General features: G+C 62.3%; 15 protein-coding genes. 9 read left to right on the top strand and 6 right to left on the bottom strand.

What is annotated here, in order from left to right:
- The first annotated feature begins 157 nt into the window (after positions 1-157).
- Entirely contained in the window at positions 158-2,467 is a 2,310-nt protein-coding gene (locus AB7535_RS22385; RefSeq protein ID WP_439036849.1) for a xanthine dehydrogenase family protein molybdopterin-binding subunit, read from the top strand.
- Between the two features lie 131 nt (positions 2,468-2,598).
- Positions 2,599-3,045, top strand: a complete 447-nt coding sequence (locus AB7535_RS22380) for a c-type cytochrome (RefSeq protein WP_028153044.1) — start codon at positions 2,599-2,601, stop codon at positions 3,043-3,045.
- A gap of 134 nt (positions 3,046-3,179) precedes the next feature.
- Here the strand turns inward: AB7535_RS22380 and AB7535_RS22375 are convergent, their stop codons facing one another.
- The gene (locus tag AB7535_RS22375; protein WP_439036848.1) at positions 3,180-3,593 is read right to left on the bottom strand and encodes a hypothetical protein; all 414 of its coding nucleotides are present in this window, start codon (positions 3,591-3,593) and stop codon (positions 3,180-3,182) included.
- A gap of 234 nt (positions 3,594-3,827) precedes the next feature.
- Here AB7535_RS22375 and AB7535_RS22370 point away from each other — a divergent pair, with 234 nt between their 5' ends.
- Complete coding sequence (locus tag AB7535_RS22370; protein ID WP_063982215.1) at positions 3,828-5,111, top strand: cystathionine gamma-synthase family protein; 1,284 nt, start codon at positions 3,828-3,830, stop codon at positions 5,109-5,111.
- 132 nt (positions 5,112-5,243) lie between these two features.
- Here AB7535_RS22370 and AB7535_RS22365 read toward each other — a convergent pair whose 3' ends face one another.
- Complete coding sequence (locus AB7535_RS22365; RefSeq protein ID WP_439036847.1) at positions 5,244-5,495, bottom strand: DUF1127 domain-containing protein; 252 nt, start codon at positions 5,493-5,495, stop codon at positions 5,244-5,246.
- A 170-nt stretch (positions 5,496-5,665) separates the two neighbouring features.
- Between AB7535_RS22365 and AB7535_RS22360 the strand changes: the two genes are divergently transcribed.
- Positions 5,666-7,234, top strand: coding sequence for a winged helix-turn-helix domain-containing tetratricopeptide repeat protein (locus AB7535_RS22360; protein WP_354130482.1), 1,569 nt, complete (start codon positions 5,666-5,668; stop codon positions 7,232-7,234).
- Between the two features lie 89 nt (positions 7,235-7,323).
- Here the strand turns inward: AB7535_RS22360 and AB7535_RS22355 are convergent, their stop codons facing one another.
- Entirely contained in the window at positions 7,324-7,740 is a 417-nt protein-coding gene (locus AB7535_RS22355; protein ID WP_014493929.1) for a CHRD domain-containing protein, read from the bottom strand.
- Positions 7,741-7,893: 153 nt separating this feature from the next.
- Between AB7535_RS22355 and AB7535_RS22350 the strand changes: the two genes are divergently transcribed.
- On the top strand, positions 7,894-8,823 hold the full coding sequence (locus AB7535_RS22350; protein WP_063986235.1) for a c-type cytochrome: 930 nt from the start codon (positions 7,894-7,896) through the stop codon (positions 8,821-8,823).
- A gap of 1 nt (position 8,824) precedes the next feature.
- Here AB7535_RS22350 and AB7535_RS22345 read toward each other — a convergent pair whose 3' ends face one another.
- The 3 genes from AB7535_RS22345 to AB7535_RS22335 all read right to left on the bottom strand — a co-directional run bounded on the left by AB7535_RS22345 (position 8,825) and on the right by AB7535_RS22335 (position 12,263).
- Positions 8,825-10,456, bottom strand: a complete 1,632-nt coding sequence (locus tag AB7535_RS22345) for an alpha/beta hydrolase (RefSeq protein ID WP_439036846.1) — start codon at positions 10,454-10,456, stop codon at positions 8,825-8,827.
- Positions 10,457-10,604: 148 nt separating this feature from the next.
- Positions 10,605-11,639, bottom strand: coding sequence for a KPN_02809 family neutral zinc metallopeptidase (ypfJ, locus tag AB7535_RS22340; protein WP_439036845.1), 1,035 nt, complete (start codon positions 11,637-11,639; stop codon positions 10,605-10,607).
- A gap of 378 nt (positions 11,640-12,017) precedes the next feature.
- Entirely contained in the window at positions 12,018-12,263 is a 246-nt protein-coding gene (locus tag AB7535_RS22335) for an Lrp/AsnC ligand binding domain-containing protein (protein ID WP_014493934.1), read from the bottom strand.
- Positions 12,264-12,391: 128 nt separating this feature from the next.
- On the opposite strand from AB7535_RS22335, the gene thiD reads away from it, so the two are divergent.
- The 4 genes from thiD (at position 12,392) to AB7535_RS22315 (ending at position 16,323) form a co-directional block, all read left to right on the top strand.
- Positions 12,392-13,192 carry a bifunctional hydroxymethylpyrimidine kinase/phosphomethylpyrimidine kinase gene (thiD, locus tag AB7535_RS22330; protein WP_354095709.1) on the top strand — a complete coding sequence of 267 codons (801 nt, stop codon included), beginning with the start codon at positions 12,392-12,394 and terminating at the stop codon, positions 13,190-13,192.
- Between the two features lie 227 nt (positions 13,193-13,419).
- On the top strand, positions 13,420-14,232 hold the full coding sequence (locus AB7535_RS22325; protein ID WP_354130479.1) for a UDP-2,3-diacylglucosamine diphosphatase: 813 nt from the start codon (positions 13,420-13,422) through the stop codon (positions 14,230-14,232).
- Positions 14,232-15,275: a glycosyltransferase family 4 protein gene (locus AB7535_RS22320; RefSeq protein ID WP_231142346.1), complete on the top strand. Its 1,044-nt coding sequence runs from the start codon at positions 14,232-14,234 to the stop codon at positions 15,273-15,275. The genes AB7535_RS22325 and AB7535_RS22320 overlap by 1 nt, the downstream gene beginning before the upstream one ends.
- 64 nt (positions 15,276-15,339) lie before the next feature.
- Positions 15,340-16,323 carry a threonine/serine dehydratase gene (locus AB7535_RS22315; RefSeq protein WP_439036844.1) on the top strand — a complete coding sequence of 328 codons (984 nt, stop codon included), beginning with the start codon at positions 15,340-15,342 and terminating at the stop codon, positions 16,321-16,323.
- Positions 16,324-16,387 lie beyond the last annotated feature (64 nt).

Raw genomic sequence — 16,387 nt, 5'->3', positions numbered from 1 at the left:
GGGAAATGACCGGGCTGCGGCGTTTTCGTCGCATCCCGCTCTGACAGGCGAGGCGCCGGGCGAGTCTTCGCGGCCTGTGCCCGCCTAAAGCCGTTTGCCTTGCCACTTTTTCCACGGCAATATGCCCGCAAAACAACCATGAGGACGGGATAAGAAAATGGCGGCTCCCATCAAGTTCGGCGTTGGCCAAAGCGTGCTGCGCAAGGAGGATGACGCGCTCATCCGCGGCAAGGGCCGATATACCGACGATTATGCGCCGCAGGCCGCGCTTCGCTGCCTGATGCTGCGCTCGCCGCACGCGCATGCCAAATACACCATCGATGCGAGCCGGGCTCGCACGCTGCCGGGCGTTGCGCTGATCCTGACCGCCGATGATGTCAAGGATCTCGGCAATCTGCCCTGCCTGTTCAATCTCGAGACCGATCCGTTCACCGGCCCGCCTTACCCGATCCTCGCCAAGGACGAGGTGCGCCATGTCGGCGATTCCATCGCCTTCGTGGTCGCCGAGACCATCGACCAGGCCCGCGACGCGATCGAGGCGATCGAGGTCAAATGGAGCCCGCTGCCGGCGGTGACCGGCGTCGTCAACGCCGTCAAGAAGGGCGCCCCGCAGGTCTGGCCGGACAAGGCCGGCAACGTGCTGTTCGACGTCTCGATCGGCGACAAGGCTGCGACCGAGGCTGCCTTTGCGAAGGCACATGCGGTCGCCGAAATCAACATCGTCAATCCGCGCGTCGTCGCGAGCTTCATGGAGGCGCGCGCGGCGGTCTGCGAATACGACGCCAAGCGCGATCATCTGACGCTGACTGTCGGCAGCCAGGGCAGCCATCGCCTGCGCGACATCCTGTGCCAGAACGTGCTCAACATCCCGACCGAGAAGATGCGGGTGATCTGCCCGGACGTCGGCGGCGGTTTCGGCACCAAGCTGTTTCCGTACCGCGAATACGCCTTGATGGCCGTCGCCGCGCGGCAGCTCAAGAAAGCAGTGAAATGGGCGGCCGACCGCACCGAGCACTTCATGGGCGACGCGCAGGGTCGCGACAACGTCACCACCGCCAAGATGGCGCTGGCCGAGGACGGCAAATTCCTCGCGATGGATTGCGACCTGATGGGCGACATGGGCGCGTATCTGTCGACCTTCGGCCCCTACATTCCGCATGGCGGCGCCGGCATGCTGCCGGGCCTCTATGACATCCAGGCCTTCCACTGCCGGGTGCGCACCATCTTCACCAACAGCGTGCCGGTCGATGCCTATCGCGGCGCGGGCCGTCCCGAGGCGGCCTATGTGATCGAGCGTCTGGTGGACGCCTGTGCGCGAAAACTCGACATGACGCCGGACGCCATCCGGCGCAAGAATTTCATTCCGCCGAAGGCGCTGCCGTACAAGACCGCAACGGGCAAGGTCTATGATTCCGGCGACTTCGCCGCGCATCTCAAGCGCGCGATGGAGATCGGCGAGTGGAAGGAATTTCCCAAGCGCGCCAAGGCGGCCAAGAAGAATGGCCTGATCCGCGGCATCGGCCTTGCGAGCTATGTCGAGATCTGCGGCGTGATGGGCGAGGAGACCGCCAATGTGCGGCTCGATCCCAACGGCGACGTCACCGTTCTGATCGGCACACAGTCGAGCGGGCAGGGCCACCAGACGGCTTATGCGCAGATCGTCGCCGAGCAGTTTGGCCTGCCCCCGGAGCGCGTGCACGTGCGCCAGGGCGACACCGACGAGATCGCCACGGGGCTCGGCACCGGCGGCTCGGCCTCGATCCCGTCAGGCGGCGTCAGCGTCGAGCGCGCCACGCGCGAGCTCGGGCAGAAGCTGAAGGAGATCGCGGCGCAGGCGCTGGAAGCCAGTGCCGGCGACCTCGAGCTCTCCGAAGGCGTCGTGCGGATCGCCGGCACCGACCGTTCGATGTCGTTCGCCGATCTCGCCAAGCGCGGGAGCGCCGATCCATCGAAGCTTAACGGCAGCGCGACCTTTGCCAGCGCCGACGGCACCTATCCGAACGGCACGCATCTGGCGGAAGTCGAGATCGATCCGGCCACCGGCATCATCAAGATCGTCAACTACGTGATCGTCGACGATTTCGGCAAGACGCTCAATCCGCTGCTTTTGGCGGGCCAGGTGCATGGCGGCGCCATGCAGGGTATCGGCCAGGCGCTGATGGAGCAGGTGGTCTACGGCGCCACTGACGGGCAACTGATCACCGCGACCTTCATGGACTACGCGCTGCCGCGCGCGGCTGATGGTCCGGACTTCGTATTCGAGACCAGCAACGTTCCCTGCACGACCAATCCGCTGGGCGTGAAGGGGGCGGGCGAGGCCGGCGCGATCGGCTCCTGTCCGGCCGTCGTCAACGCCATCGTCGACGGGCTCTGGCGCGAATACAAGATCGACCACATCGACATGCCGGCCACCCCGGAGCGGGTGTGGATCGCCGTCAACGAGCACCACCGCCGTCACAGCCTTTAATCTCGAGCTCGACCAAATAATCCATAGTGCGACGATCTATCGCCGCGCTTTGGATGGAATGAACTCTGCCAATCGGTGTTGGCCCAATGTGGGGTCAGCACGATCCTGTCTCAGGGAAAGGGATTTTGCGAATGAAGCGAGTGTTGGTTGTTGGGGGCGCGCTGCTGCTCGGCATGGGCGCGGTTTGGGCGCAGCAGGACTCCGTCAAGGAGGTCCAGACCCTCATGAAGGGCAACGGCAAGAACGCCGGCGCGGTTGCGGCGATCGTCAAGGGCGAGAAGCCTTACGACCAGGCCACGGTGGACAGCGCGCTGGCGCAGTTCGCGGATACGGCCAAGAAGCTGCCAAACCTGTTCCCGGCGAGCGCAAAGGGCCAGAAGCCCGAGGGCGACTACAGCGCCTCGCCGAAGATCTGGGAGGACAAGGCCGGCTTCGACGCCAAGATCGCAAGCTTCGCCAAGGTCGTCGGCGAGGCCAAGGGCAAGATCAAGGACCTCGATTCGCTCAAGGCGACTTTTCCCGCGGTCGGCAAGGAATGCGGCGGCTGCCACGAGACCTTTCGTGTGAAGAACAGCTGACGCGGAGTCGGCAAAAAGTGAGGGCGGATGCGCACGGCATCCGCCCTTTTTGCGTTGTGCGCGGGCGCCTCGGTTGACTCGTACGCCTTTTCGGTCGGACGCGCATCTGGGCGGATCGAAGGCGAGCGTATTGCTCAGCCGGCTCCCGATGCTTTTCGAGCGGCAGGCTTGCGAGTCTCTTTTTCGAGTAACCACCCCAAAGCCTCCGCTGGGTTCAACCAGCGCACCTCATCGATCTGTTCGGCGAGCGTCAGCGCATGAACGGTCAGTACCTCAATGTCCTGAGGATCGACGTCCGCCTTTTCCAGCACGTGTATGCACCGGTTGATCGCCGCCAGATCGAGCTGAAGTTGCTCGACACTTGAGTGGTGATGTTTGGCCCCCACGACTTTCCATGGTCTCATTGCGCGCACTTTTTTCTCCTCATACGCGGTCACGCCTTCGTGAGTGCAGTTTGTGGCGGCAACACGAAAATGGATGGACGGAATCGGGGATGTTTGCGGGCGGCCCGTCAAAGGTAGGGCAGCAGCGGGGGAGGCTTGGACCATTGCGTTGAGGTGCCTCGGTTACCGAGGCATCGATTCGTCGAACCACACCAAAGGCAAAATTTGTTTGCGAGGCCTGGCGGATCGCTGTCGGGGCGCCACGTATGAGCTTATCTTCAACCGCAGCCGCTGCGACGTTGACGAGAGTTGTTGGATGCAGGCGCATCCGAGTCGTGTGCTTCGATCGCAGAGTTCCAATTCGCGGCGAGAATCTGAATCAAAACAGCGAGGCAGGCCATGGTCAAACCGTTCCCGTCGAAGACGCACATCGGCAACCATATGCTGCATCCTGAAACGCTGATGCTGACCTATGGCTATGATCCGCAATTGTCGGAAGGCGCCATCAAGCCGCCGGTGTTCCTGACGTCCACCTTCGTGTTCAAGACGGCCGACGACGGGCAGGACTTCTTCGATTTCGTCGCCGGCCGGCGCGAGCCGCCGGAAGGGATGGGCGCGGGGCTGGTCTATTCGCGCTTCAATCACCCCAACAGCGAAATCGTCGAGGACAGGCTCGCGATCTACGAGCGCACCGAGAGCTGCGCGCTGTTCTCATCCGGCATGGCGGCGATTGCAACCACGATCCTGGCGTTCGTCCGCCCCGGCGATGTCATCCTGCACTCCCAGCCGCTCTATGGCGGGACGGAAACCCTGCTGACGAACACGCTTGCGCGCCTGTCGATCGGCGCCGTCGGCTTCGCCGATGGCGTTGATGAAGCGGCGGTCAGCCAGGCCTCGGAGGAGGCCATGCGCAAGGGCCGGGTCTCGATGATTCTGATCGAAACTCCGGCCAACCCGACCAACGGGCTGGTCGACGTCGCGATGATGCGCCGTGTCGCCGAAGCCATCGGCAAGACCCAGGGACACATTCCGATCATCGCCTGCGACAATACGCTGCTCGGTCCGGTGTTTCAGCGGCCGATCGAGCATGGTGCGGACATTTCCCTGTACTCGCTTACGAAATATGTCGGCGGTCATTCGGACCTGATCGCGGGTGCCGCGCTCGGCGCGAAGGCGATCGTGAAGGGCATCAAGGCGCTCCGGGGCGCGATCGGCACCCAGCTCGATCCGCATTCCTGCTGGATGATCAACCGCTCGCTCGAGACGCTGAGCCTGCGCATGGAAAAGGCCGACAGCAACGCGCGCCTCGTGGCGGACTATTTGCGCGATCACCCCAAGGTGGCCAAGGTCCACTATCTCGGCCATCTCGAGAAGGCTTCGCCGGCCGGAATGGTGTTCGCGCGGCAGTGCCTGGGGGCGGGCTCCACCTTCTCGTTCGACATCGTCGGCGGCAAGGACGCGGCGGTGAAATTCCTCAACGCGCTGCAAATCCTCAAGCTGGCGGTGAGTCTTGGCGGAACGGAGTCGCTTGCGAGCCTGCCTGCAACCATGACCCATTCCGGCGTTCCCGCCGACATCCGCCGCAAAATCGGTGTGCTTGATTCCACGATCCGGCTGTCGATCGGCATCGAAAACCCGTCGGACCTGATCGCGGACCTCACACAGGCGCTGAACGCGGCTTGAAGGCGTAGCCCCGACATTGCCGAAGCGTCCCCAAGCAACGCAATGAGGTCGGCCATGCCGCCGCTCGCGCGAGCCAAGGTGCCAAGCCGTTGGTCAGGCTGGTGTCCCCTGGCAGGCCGAATGGCTCCGGACTTACGCTCCGCGCGAATGGCTCACGATGTCTCGCGGGTCGATATCGCGGCTGGAGGCAACGTAGTCGATCTCGCCGCGCGTCGTGCCGATGTCCGTCAACTCCCGGTCACTCAAGCCGGACAACGTGCCGCGCACTCTCTGGCGATCGCGACGTGCCTGAAAGACATCCCAGTACTTCCAGATCAGGCCGCGGACATGCCGGGACGATATGGACGCCCGTTCCGGCCACATTGTACCTTGGATCAGGGTCATTGCAGTGCCTTCGGAGGGTGTTTTTCACCCCGAGAAGGTGCCCGAAGACCGACGCGCGTGCTTGACCGACAGCTTACATTTTTCCTACCGGCAGCTTATTCTTGCGACGTCCAGCGGGCCAAAAAGCCCACCCCGGTCGCCCCGGAGGGCTCACCCAAGGGATTCGCACCGTGCGCTATCTCTTTGAGGAGTATGCATTCGACGCCGGTCGGCGAGAGCTGCATCGCGGAGCGGATCGGATCTCAGTTACGCCACTGGTGTTCGATCTCCTCGATTACCTGATCCGCAACAGGGAGCGCGTCGTAGGCAAGGATGAACTCATCGATGCCATTTGGCAGGGGCGCTGCGTGTCCGATGCCGCGCTGACGACCCGCCTCAACAGTGCGCGATGCGCGATCGGGGATTCTGGCGAAGAGCAGCGGCTGATAAGAACACTGCCACGCAGGGGCTTCCGCTTCGTGGGTCAGGTCCGGGAAACGCTTGCCGCCGAGGGCGCAGCGGCCGCCGACGGCGGAGCCGAGACGCCGAAACCTGCGCTCTCGCTCCCCGACAAACCCTCGATCGCGGTCCTTCCATTCGCCAACCTGTGCCCGGATCCGGAGCAGGACTATTTTGCCGACGGTATGGTCGAGGACATCATTTCGGGACTGTCGCGTTCGAAGTCTCTTTTCGTCATCGCGCGACATTCGACTCTGGCCTACAAGGGCAGGGCGATCGACGTCAAACAGATCGGTCAGGAGTTGGGCGTTCGCTACGTGCTCGAAGGCAGTGTGCGCAAGGCCGGCAATCGAGTCCGAATTGCCGGTCAGTTGATCGACGCGACGACCGGCCTGAATCTCTGGACGGACCGGTTTGACAGTGAGATCGAAGATCTTTTCGACCTGCAGGATCGGCTGACGAGCAGCGTCATCGGCGCAATCTCCCCGCGACTGGAGCGCGCCGAAATCGAGCGCGCCCAACGCCAGCCGACCGACAACCTTCAGGCTTACGACTATTATCTTCGGGCATTTGCCTCCTTCTTCAAATTCACCGAGGAAGCAAGCATCGAGGCTATCGAGCTCGCAAAAACTGCCCGCGAGATCGATCCCGAATTCGCGCGTGCATACGCGCTCGGCGCCCGTTGCTATGTCCTGAGGAATGTTTTCGACTGGATCACTGATGAAGCCCATGAACACAGTGAAGCCGCGCGGCTGGCGAGGCGGGCGGTCGAGCTTGACCCGAACGATCCGTCGGTGCTTGCGATGGCCGGACACGCGCTCTCCCAGGTGGCAGGCGAGGTCGAGGAAGGCGATGCTCTTCTCGTGCGCGCGATAAAGCTGGACCCAAACCTCGTCATCGCACGACATTGGAACGGTTGGAGCCAACTCTGGCTTGGTCGTGGTGACGCCGCAATCGAGCAGTTCAACACCGCATTGCGTTTGAACCCGCTTCATCCGCATGGGGGCGCCAATGCCCAGACGGGCTTGGCTTACGCTCATTTTCTTGCTGACCGTCATGATGACGCCTTGGCTTGCGCGGCAGCCGCCATCAGGCTGATACCGATCTTTCCGCCTGCGCAATTCATTCTGGCGGCATGCCATGCGGCGTCAGACCGGGTTGGGGAAGCCCGGCGGATTTGCGACCGTGCGATGCAACTATGTCCCAATAAGCGTATCGATGCCTACACACGGCGATACCGCCGACGGGAAGATGTCGAAAAGCTGACGCAAGCGCTCCGGGTTGCCGGCATGCCGGAATGAGCGTGCGCGGCCGCCTCGCGGCGTGCGGAATCGAAAAGGCCGGACGCTCCCTCCGGCGCCCGGCCTTCGCGTACGAAGCAGCCTTGAGGTTACTTCGTCACCTGGCCGCGGATCTCGCCGCCCGGATTGGCCGCGGTGTGGATGTTGACGTAGAGCTTGCCGGCGAGCAGGTCAGCGGCCTGCGCATCGGTCAGCGTCGCCGAGCCCTCGACCGGGCTGGAGGTCGCATTCGGGATCGCGACCGCGACGCCGGCGTTCTTGCCGGCCTCGGCCGGCCCGTGGAAGTGGGCGGCTGTTGCCGGGCCGGACAGACCGGAATAGGTGACCTTCCAGGACAGCTTCTTGCTGGCGGCATCATAGTCCAGATCGGCGGTTCCGGTGCCGCTGGTGGTGGTTGCTGGCACCTCGGACTTGCCGTCGAGCGTTGCTTTCAGCTTTTCGGCGCCGGCGGGGGCTGCAAAAGCTGCGGCGCCCAGCGCGACCATGGCGATGACGGTCTTGTTCATGACATTCTCCCTGAGACCTCGTTGGCCTGCCAACCTTCCAACATTGGCCGTTTCAGTTTATTCCCGTATCCGGCCGGGGCGGGCTAAATTCTTCGTGGCTGGAGCCGCGTGGACATCGGTCATAAGTTCGCGGCAAGCAATGAATGGATCTGCATGTTGCAACGAACAATTGTCGTGGCGCTGCTTGCCGCGGTCGCTGCTGTGGGCGTCTATTGGTGGCTCAGCGCGCCGGTGGTGGCGGCCGGTGCCGCCGCAGCGCCTACCCATGTCCCCAATCTCGCCAATGGCGAGGTGATGTTCAACGCCGGCGGATGCACGTCCTGCCATGCCGTCCCCGACCAGCCCGATCGCACCAGGCTCGGCGGCGGCGTCGCGATCAAGTCGCCGTTCGGAACGTTCTACGCGCCGAACATCTCCTCCGATCCGACCTACGGCATCGGCAAATGGACCGACGCCGATTTCGTCAACGCGGTCATGCATGGGGTCTCGCCGGACGGACAGCATTATTTCCCGGCCTTTCCCTACACGTCCTATCAGCACGCCAGGCGCGAGGACGTGCTCGACCTCTTCGCCTATCTGAAAACGTTGCCGCCCGTTGCAGGCAAGGTGCGTGACCACGACGTGCGCTTTCCGTTCGACATCCGGCGTAACATCGGGATCTGGAAATTCTTGTTTATGGACGGAAAGCCCTTCGTCGCCGACGGCACGAAGTCGCCGCAATGGAATCGCGGCGCCTATCTCGTCAACAGTTTCGGCCATTGCGCCGAATGCCACAGCCCGCGCAATGCGCTTGGCGGCATTATCTCCGGAGAACGCTTTGCCGGCGGCCCCAATCCGGAAGGCGAGGGCTGGGTGCCCAACATCACACAGAAGCGTCTCGGCGAGTGGAGCGCGAAGGATATTGCCTATTTCCTCAAGACCGGCGAATTGCCCGACGGCGACAGTGTCGGCAGCGCGATGACGCGTGTGATCAAGAACACCTCGCAATTGCCGGACGAGGATCTCGCGGCGATGGCGGATTACATCAAATCGCTGCCGCCGGTGGACGGGCCGCCGCGGCCGAAACGCAAGGAAGGCAGCTAGTCTAGGGTATGTAGCGGAAGTATGCGGCTTTTTGGGGAGGCTCAGGGAAGCCCCGGATTTCAACTAGCCGCGGTGGAGGCTTGCCTTCCATAAGTAGTATCGCAAGATCGTTAAGCACATTTCGTGTTGTGGCGAACGTGTTATGATTTAGTCCGAACAGTTCATCTCCAATTAGACTGACATCAATCGTCCAAAGTCCAGGCAAAACAACTGGCCCGGCATCAGGTACATCTCCTGCGCGCGGGATACCTCCGGCAATACGCTTCGATAGCTGCAAGGCCTTGTCGTTCTTGGATGCGTAAAGTGTAAGCCCCTTAGTGACCTTTGCAACGCCGGAGATGTCTTGAACAAACATGTCTCGGTCCACATCGGGGGCGACCATAATCAACTGCGCGATAGCCGTGGGTGATCGTGTCGCGGCGCTATTTGATAGGGCCTCAACTGCGATCAAGTTCCCCATACTGTGAGCTATCACATCGATGTTGTCATATCCGGCTTTGTAAAGATCGTCGATCACGCGAAGAAAGGCCGTGCGCGAAGCCAACGCGCTTTCTTTGTCATAGAGATAGTCCGCGATATCCCCGCGAGACGGCCATGAGAATAAGATTGTGGTGCCTCTGAACTGAAGATCCCAAGTTATCTGCGCTGCCCGGAAGACGGCGTCGCGGAATTTGGTATTGAAGCCATGGACAAACACGAGAGCCTTTCTCTTCTTCGTTGACGCTAGCGTTTTTATCCATTTCGCTTCGTCTGTTTTCTCGATGCTGCGAATAGTAAAATGCTTCGTTGGGTCAAGTGTGTCTCTTCTCAACTTAAATCCGAAGAGCTTAAGGCTCGAGGGCAATTCTATGTTTCCGATGTGGTGTCCTTCAGGCACCCGGACGCGAACGATCCCGACACTCAGATCAGGGTTGCGCTCGCCTGTGTAGCCGCTGACAGCAGTCCAGCCGTTTAAGCTGTAGACAGGAGGTCCATCGCTTGTGAATGCGGGCTGGGGATGGCCTTCGACATCGGGGGGAGTGTCCGACTGTTTGCGGTTCGTTGCATAGAAAAACTCAACGATACGTGTGTCGATTTTGGAGTCTTGCGCTGCGTTTTCTAAGGATTTGTCCGTATCGTTAGCCCCACTCGCTGTACTTTGATTCCCTTTCTGAATTGCACCGCCTTGGATATCCGGGTCTATTTTAGTGCCGCCGGGTTTAATCGTCGGCTTGATCGGGGCTACTATCACATCAAAAGGCGCGCGCCATGGCTCATCATCTGCCAGCGTGATGGGCCTAAACCTCTCGATAGAAATCCGTTGAATTGAGTTGGGATCAGTGAGGAACTTCCAGTAACTCTCGTACTGTGTGTTCTGAATCAAAAAAGTCACGCTATTTGGTTCGCGCTCGCGCTCCGATGCCGATAGGCAGCCTCGTAGCCGGTCCGAAAAGCGAGCGTATCTCCCAACGAAATTTTTGGCAGCTTCCGGCTGAACAATTGCCGGCATTCGCTCTGGGGCCTTCCGCGAAAACGCTTCGCAGATCTGAAGGACGTCTCGCTCGGCGACGATCGGTTGCGCGTAGCTGCTCCCGAAGCTCGTTGCGAAGGCAATTGACCAAACAGCCAAGTATTTTAACCAATGCTGGGGCACGGCACTCCCCTCAAAATGAAAATGCAAGGGACCGAGCAGGCGTTCGTCGCGGAGTTTCTCTTCGTCCAGTGGGGCTCCCTGGCGGCCCCGCTCGGTAGTATGCAGTCGTCGTCGGACTTCGGCTGTTGAGAGTTGGGAAGGTCGGGCCTCATTGCCGCGCTCCAGCAAAGGTGTTGCAGCTCTTCACCAATCCAGTTGCGTAACCGACATCGAACCAATGATGGCGCTGCGCGGCGCTGCCATGAGTGAACGAGTCAGGCACTACGTACCCCAAGGCACTTTTCTGCAGGGTGTCATTGCCCAGTGCTTCTGTCGTTCGAATTGCCGCTGCTATGTCGCTCGCGTTGATCTTCGCTTTCTCTTTAATTTTACGCGCCCAAATGCCGGCGAGACAATCGGCCTGCAACTCGAGAAGAACTTGTAACCGGTTTCTCTCCGCCTCCGTTTCCAAGCTCCCTTGAAGCTCGCGCACTTTTGGCATAATTCCCAGCAAGTTCTGAACGTGGTGTCCGATTTCGTGGGCTATCACATAGGCCTGAGGAAGTTGACAGTCGGCACCGCTCGAATCGCAGGCGTGAAGTTCAGTCTGCATCTCTTGGAAGAACGAAAGGTCGAGGTAGACTTTCTGATCATCAGGACAATAGAATGGTCCCATGATTTTCTCGGCTAATCCGCAGGCTGCGTAGGTGGCGCTTGTGTACAGGACGAGACGGGGTGGCCGATAAGTTAGGCGATCGGATGCGAAGATTGCCTGCCAGACCTCCTCCGTGCTGCCCAGAACTCGCGAAACGAAGAGATACATTTTGTCGCGCGGTGCACCGGTCTGGTCGCCCGACTTCGCTGGAAGCTCAGCATAAAGCCGCTCGGCTTGCGCGTCACCGCTACTCGTTGTTGCCGTGAATCCTTCACCGAATAGGCGAGCCCGCATGAAGCTGCCAACCTCGATCTGTTCAGTTTGAGCCACGCCATGACGTTGGTGCGGCTGGACGGTTATTGGCTCGTGATAGCCGACCGTCATTTCCGTCGGAGGATTAAAGACAACTGAACCCGGTCCAATCTTGTCGACTTGGTTACGGAGGATGGCAGCGGGGTCTATCGCTGCTGGGCGAACCGCCCAGGCTAAGCCGCCTGTGCAAAGCACCCAGGCAGCCACTGCTATCGAAACAAGCGGTCCTTTGGGCATTGCCGGCCCCCGGCGCTCACGATCCGTGCGAAAAGAGCATTCCAGGGTTGTATGTTCAATGAAATATTTCACACTTTGCGCGCGGCATAAGTGCACGCGATCGGGCCGCCGAATTGTTCCTCCGCGGACCTAAGCGCGTGGGCTACGAAGCAAAGGCCCCAACCACTTGGAGACTATCCGTTTTTTGAACGGACATTGGCGCGATGTCGACGCGGCCGTCATCGATGAAGCGAGTTGGGCCTTGCCAGCGCGAGAGGGGGGCGAGCGCTGGATGATGCATGCGATGGTCAAAATCCGAAGAACTCACTTTGAGCACAATTGGTCCGCTGCGCTGTCTCGGAAGCGGACTTCCCATCCGGCCCTCTGTGAGTGCACACCCTAGCTCGCGCCAAACGCCTTGAAGGTGATGATGGTGAGGGTGTCCTGGATGCCCGGCAGCACCTGCACCTTCTCGTTGATGAAGTGGCCGATGTCGGTGTCCTTGTCGACGTAGAACTTCACCAGCAAATCGTAATGGCCGGCCGTGGAGTAGATCTCGGAGGCGATCTCGGCTTCGGCAAGCGCGTTGGCGACCGTGTAGGACTGGCCGAGCTTGCATTTGATCTGGACGAAAAAAGGAACCATTGCAGTCACTCCGAAGCATATCTGGCGGCTAATAGGCCAAAATCGGCCGGATTTAGCAAGCGAACTTGCGGGCCACCGGGGTGCGCGCTAGGACGGGTGATGGTCTCAAAAACGCGGAAAATCGCCCCATGACGACGCCCGTGGCGCTCACCATCGCCGGCTCCGATTCGAGCGGCGGCGCCGGCATCCAGGCCGACCTGAAGACCTTTGCCGCGCTCGGCGTCTATGGCGCCTCCGCGATCACGGCGCTGACGGCGCAGAATACGCGCGGCGTCACCGGCATCCACGCGGTGCCCGCCGAATTCGTCACCGCGCAGATCGATGCCGTGTTTTCCGATCTCGAGGTCGGCGCGGTGAAGATCGGCATGGTGGCGCAGGCCGCCAGCATCGATGCGATCGCAGCGGCGCTGTCGCGCTGGAAGCCGGGGCATATCGTGCTCGATCCCGTGATGGTCGCAACCTCGGGCGATCGCCTGCTCGCCGCGGAGGCCGTGGAAGCCCTGCGCAGGAAGCTGATGCCGCTGGCGTCGGTGATCACGCCCAACCTGCCCGAGGCCGCGGCTCTGCTCGACGAGCCCGTCGCGACACGCGAGGCCGAGATCGAGAGCCAGGGGCGCCGGCTGCTGGCGCTGGGCTGCCGCGCGGTCCTGATCAAGGGCGGGCACGGCGAGGGCGCCGAAAGCATCGACTATCTCGTCGAGGCCGAGAACACGATCGCGCTTGTGGCGCCGCGCGTCGCCACCCGCAACACCCACGGCACGGGGTGCTCGCTGTCCTCGGCCGTCGCGGCGGGGCTTGCCAGGGGCGAGGATCTCGCGCGGGCCGTGCGGAACGCCAAGGCCTGGATCAGCGCAGCGATCGCGGCCGCCGACCGCTTCAGCGTCGGCCACGGCCACGGGCCGATCCATCATTTCCACAAATTTTACTGATCCGGGCCGCGAGCGCACCGCCGGCGGCGCGCGGGACCGCTGCCGTTAACCTGTTCAGCCATCGGTTCCGGGCGTCTTGCGGAGGCCGTTGCGGCGTCATGTCGCCTGATTGTCGCATGCGACTGATATTCGCGGGGCGGGCGAGGCGAGGTTTGATTCGTATCCGAGGGTGCCTCAAAGGTTCATTGGTCATCCCCCTGTCACGGGATATTGTTACAGGCTGTCGCATGGGAAGTTACGATGTGAGTGACGAGGGCCCTGAAAGGCGCTTTCGCACGTTGTTCATCTCCGACGTTCATCTCGGAGCCCGCGGTTCTCAAGCCGACCTTCTGCTCGACTTCCTTCGCTACCACGATGCCGATACGATCTATCTCGTCGGCGATATCGTCGACGGCTGGGCGCTGAAATCGAGCTGGCACTGGCCGCAGTCGCATAACGACCTGGTCCAGAAGCTGCTGCGCAAGGCGCGGAAGGGCGCCAAGGTCATCTACATTCCCGGCAATCACGACGAATTCCTGCGCAACTATTACGGCACGCATTTCGGCGGCATCGACGTCGTCGAGAACACCGTCCACACCGGCGTGGACGGCAAGCGCTACCTCGTCATCCACGGCGACATCTTCGATCTCGTGGTGCAGAACGCGCGCTGGCTCGCCCATCTCGGCGACAAGGCCTACGACTTCGCGATCCAGATGAATCGCTTCGTCAACTTCTTCCGGCGCATGTTCAAGGTGCCCTATTGGTCGCTGTCGCAATGGGCCAAGCAGAAGGTCAAGAACGCCGTCAACTATATCGGCGCGTTCGAGCAGGCGCTCGCCGCCGAAGCGCGGCGTCACGACGCCGACGGCGTGATCTGCGGCCACATCCACTATGCCGTGATCCGCGACGAGGGCGGCATCCGCTACATGAATTGCGGCGACTGGGTCGAGAGCTGCACGGCGCTGGTCGAGCATGACGATGGTCATTTCGAGATCATCACCTGGGCGGATCAGGCGCGGAAGCCGGCACAAGTCCCGCAGGTCGCAGCAAGGGCCGCTTGATGCGCATCCTGGTCGCGACCGACGCCTGGCACCCGCAAGTCAACGGTGTGGTTCGGACGCTGACCAAGCTCGCAGACGCCGCCAAGGGGTTCGGCGTCGAGTTCACGTTCCTGACGCCGCAATCGTTCCGCACCTTCGCGATGCCGAGCTACCGCGACGTGCGGCTTGCCATGCCGCGCCCGGCGCGAATCGCGAAGCTGATCGAAGAGGCGCGCCCCGACAGCATCCACATTGCGACGGAGGGGCCGATCGGCCTGATGGTCCGCCGCTACTGCCGCCAGCGCAAGCTGCCGTTCACGTCCAGCTTCCACACCCGCTTTCCCGAATATGTCCGCGCCCGCGTGCCGGTTCCGGAATCCCTGATCTGGCGGGCGCTGCGCCGATTTCACGCGCCCAGCCGCGCCGTGATGGCGGCAACGCCGGCGCTCGCCTGCGAGCTTGGCGAACGGGGCTTCGACAACGTCGTGCTGTGGCCGCGCGGCGTCGACACCAGCCTGTTCCACCCCCGTGGGATCGACCTCTGCCTGCCGGCGCCGGTATTTCTCTCGGTCGGCCGGATCGCGGTGGAGAAGAACCTCGAGGCGTTTCTCGATCTCGATCTGCCCGGCACCAAGGTGATTGTCGGCGACGGCCCGGCGCGGGTTGCGCTGGAAGAGGCCTATCCGGATGCGATCTTCCTGGGCGAGAAACACGGCGAGGCGCTGGCGGCAATCTATGCGGCGGCCGACGTGTTCGTGTTCCCCAGCAAGACCGACACGTTCGGCCTGGTCCTGCTGGAAGCGCTCGCCAGCGGCCTGCCGGTTGCGGCCTTCCCGGTGAAGGGCCCCCGCGACGTGATCGGCGATGCACCGGTCGGCGCCCTCGATCACGATCTGCGCAACGCCTGCTTCGCGGCGCTCGACGTGTCCCGGCAGGACTGCGTCGAATTCGCCGCCAATTACACCTGGGAGGCCTCGGCGAGGGCGTTTGTGGACAGCATCAAGGCGGTTGGCGCGGTGCTTCCAGGCAGGAATGGGGCGGAGCCGGTTAGTTTCGTAGCCTGAAAACCAAGGTTCATCGCGCGCAGGTGTCTTGCCCCGCGCCTCGTCCGGCGCGATAACATTAGGCATGACCGAACAGCTCCTCCCGATCGGCCCTGCCGATATCGATGCAGCAGCACGCGTGATCGCGCCCTTCGCCATCCGCACCCCGCTGTTGTCCTTTCCCGTGCTCAACGAGCGCGTCGGCGCAAAGGTCTTCCTGAAGCCGGAGATGCTCCAGCGCACCGGCTCCTTCAAGTTCCGCGGCGCTTTCAACAAGGTCGCCTCGATCCCGCAGGACAAGCGCGCCGGCGGTGTCGTCGCGTTCTCGTCCGGCAACCACGCCCAGGGCGTGGCGGCCGCGGCAAAGATCCTCGACATGCACGCGACCATCGTGATGCCCGCGGATGCGCCGCTGTCGAAGCGCGAGCGCACCAAATCCTATGGCGCCGAGGTGGTGCTGTACGATCGCGACTGCGACGACCGCGAGGCGATCTCGCGCGGCATCGCCGAGAAGCGCGGCGCGACGCTGGTCAGGCCCTATGACGATCCGTTCGTGATCGCGGGGCAGGGCACCGCAGGTCGTGAGATCGCGGAGGACATGGCTGCGCTCGGCCTCAGCCCCGACATCGTGGTGGCGCCGGCCTCCGGCGGCGGCCTGATCGCGGGTGTCGCCACGGCAGTGAAGGCGCGCTATCCGCGAGCCGAGATCGTGGTGGCCGAGCCCGAGTCCTTCGACGATCACGGCATTTCGCTGACCGCCGGCCACCGCGAGCCGCATGGGCCTGCGGGCCGCACCATCTGCGATGCGCTGATGGCCCTGATCCCCGGCGAGATGACCTTTGCGATCAACAGCAAGCTCTTGGCGCGCGGCGTGACTGCGTCGGACAAGGAAGTCGGTGCGGCCGTGGCCTTTGCCTATCGCGAGCTGAAGCTGGTGGTCGAGCCGGGCGGTGCTGTCGGTCTCGCCGCGCTGCTTGCCGGCCGCCTCGACGTCGCCGGGAAGAACGTCGTCATCGTGCTCTCCGGCGGCAATGTCGATGCGGATCTGTTTGCCGAGCTGGTTGCTTAGGTTTCGGACCTTCTAACATGAGGAAGGGGCAGAGCGTTGTCGCTCTGCCCCTTTGTCGTTTCGC

This window comes from Bradyrhizobium sp. 956_D2_N1_4 (assembly GCF_052076025.1).
GTDB lineage: Bacteria > Pseudomonadota > Alphaproteobacteria > Rhizobiales > Xanthobacteraceae > Bradyrhizobium > Bradyrhizobium barranii.
This window is presented reverse-complemented; position numbering and strand designations above follow the sequence as displayed.